At 51.2% G+C, this 2,500-nt stretch carries 2 tRNA genes and 1 rRNA gene (2 of these 3 only partly in view); all 3 read right to left on the bottom strand.

Annotated elements, in window-relative coordinates:
- Positions 1-2,043, bottom strand: a 23S ribosomal RNA gene (locus ACFQNJ_RS10565); it reaches 831 nt to the left of the window's first position.
- A gap of 308 nt (positions 2,044-2,351) precedes the next feature.
- Positions 2,352-2,427: transfer RNA gene (locus tag ACFQNJ_RS10560), tRNA-Ala, on the bottom strand.
- 17 nt (positions 2,428-2,444) lie between these two features.
- Positions 2,445-2,500 (bottom strand) — tRNA-Ile (locus ACFQNJ_RS10555); it runs 21 nt beyond the window's last position.

Raw genomic sequence — 2,500 nt, 5'->3', positions numbered from 1 at the left:
GTTCATGGGGTCTTTCCGTCTTTCCGCGGGGAGATTGCATCATCACAAACATTTCAACTTCGCTGAGTCTCGGGAGGAGACAGTGTGGCCATCGTTACGCCATTCGTGCAGGTCGGAACTTACCCGACAAGGAATTTCGCTACCTTAGGACCGTTATAGTTACGGCCGCCGTTTACTGGGACTTCGATCAAGAGCTTGCACCCCATCAATTAATCTTCCAGCACCGGGCAGGCGTCACACCCTATACGTCCACTTTCGTGTTTGCAGAGTGCTGTGTTTTTAATAAACAGTCGCAGCCACCTATTTTTTGCAACCCATTCGTGCTTCGATGTTCTCTACACACTACTAGGGCACACCTTCTTCCGAAGTTACGGTGTCAATTTGCCGAGTTCCTTCTCCCGAGTTCTCTCAAGCGCCTTAGAATACTCATCTCGCGCACCAGTGTCGGTTTGCGGTACGGTCGACTGCAAGCTGAAGCTTAGTGGCTTTTCCTGGGACCTCGTTCAGTTACTTCGCGAGCAAGCTCGCTCGATCGACAGCCTCGGTATATGAGCGCCGGATTTGCCTGACGCTCGCCTACTTCTGCCTAAACCGGGACATCCAACACCCGGATAACCTATTAAGATCCGTCCCCACATCGCACTTGCAGTCGGTGCAGGAATATTGACCTGCTTCCCATCAGCTACGCATCTCTGCCTCGCCTTAGGGGCCGACTCACCCTACGCCGATGAACGTTGCGTAGGAAACCTTGCGCTTACGGCGAGCGGGCTTTTCACCCGCTTTAACGCTACTCATGTCAGCATTCGCACTTCTGATACCTCCAGCATCCGTTACCAGACACCTTCACAGGCTTACAGAACGCTCTCCTACCACGCACAGTAAACTGTGCATCCGCAGCTTCGGTAACTGGCTTAGCCCCGTTACATCTTCCGCGCAGGACGACTCGATCAGTGAGCTATTACGCTTTCTTTAAATGATGGCTGCTTCTAAGCCAACATCCTGACTGTTTTAGCCTTCCCACTTCGTTTCCCACTTAGCCAATTTTAGGGACCTTAGCTGGCGGTCTGGGTTGTTTCCCTCTTGAGTCCGGACGTTAGCACCCGGTGCTCTGTCTCCCAAGCTGTACTCAACGGTATTCGGAGTTTGCCTTGGTTTGGTAAGTCGCCATGACCCCCTAGCCAAAACAGTGCTCTACCCCCGTCGGTAATACTTGAGGCACTACCTAAATAGTTTTCGGAGAGAACCAGCTATTTCCAAGTTTGTTTAGCCTTTCACCCCTATCCACAGCTCATCCGCTAGTTTTGCAACACTAGTCGGTTCGGACCTCCAGTACCTGTTACGGCACCTTCATCCTGGCCATGGATAGATCACTTGGTTTCGGGTCTACACCCAGCGACTGAACGCCCTATTCGGACTCGGTTTCCCTACGCCTTCCCTACTCGGTTAAGCTTGCCACTGAATGTAAGTCGCTGACCCATTATACAAAAGGTACGCAGTCACCCTTGCGGGCTCCTACTTTTTGTAAGCATGCGGTTTCAGGATCTATTTCACTCCCCTCCCGGGGTTCTTTTCGCCTTTCCCTCACGGTACTTGTTCACTATCGGTCGATGATGAGTATTTAGCCTTGGAGGATGGTCCCCCCATATTCAGACAGGATTACACGTGTCCCGCCCTACTTTTCGCAAGCTCAGTACCACACAGGTCTTTTCACGTACGGGGCTATCACCCACTATGGCCGCCCTTTCCAGAGCGTTCCGTTAAGTCTTGTGCTATCACTTGCAGGCTCTTCCAATTTCGCTCGCCACTACTTTCGGAATCTCGGTTGATGTCTTTTCCTCGAGCTACTGAGATGTTTCAGTTCACCCGGTTCGCCTCGTTACCCTATGTATTCAGATAACGATACCTTTGCAGGTGGGTTTCCCCATTCGGAAATCTCCGGATCAAAGCTTATTTGCCAGCTCCCCGAAGCTTATCGCAGGCTATCACGTCCTTCGTCGCCTATCATCGCCAAGGCATCCACCACATGCTCTTATTCACTTGACCCTATAACTTTGATGTCTTGCAACATCTTTGCCAGGTCTCAAGAGAATGTCTGTCAGGTCTTTCACCTGACGCGTTATGCCGTATCCAATCGTGATCTTTCGATCCAATTGAACATTCGTTGACGCAATCAAAATGTTGCTGACGGCACGGTGCAGTAAAACCTTTACGAATTTCTGCTTTCCGTCAGCAACGCTGATTCGACTCTATGAATTTTTAAAGAACAGCCGTGGATCTGGAGATCCAGTTATTGGCGCAAGGCCAACATCAAAACACTCATGCGAGCGCTTTGATTTTGATCTTGCGATAGGTGGTGGAGGATGACGGGATCGAACCGACGACCCCCTGCTTGCAAAGCAGGTGCTCTCCCAGCTGAGCTAATCCCCCAGGATTGGATGGAGGTATGGTGGGTCTGGTTGGTCTCGAACCAACGACCCCCGCCTTATCAAGACGGTGCTCT

Source organism: Hydrogenophaga bisanensis, from assembly GCF_042665135.1.
Taxonomy (GTDB): Bacteria; Pseudomonadota; Gammaproteobacteria; order Burkholderiales; family Burkholderiaceae_C; genus Hydrogenophaga; species Hydrogenophaga bisanensis.
This window is presented reverse-complemented; position numbering and strand designations above follow the sequence as displayed.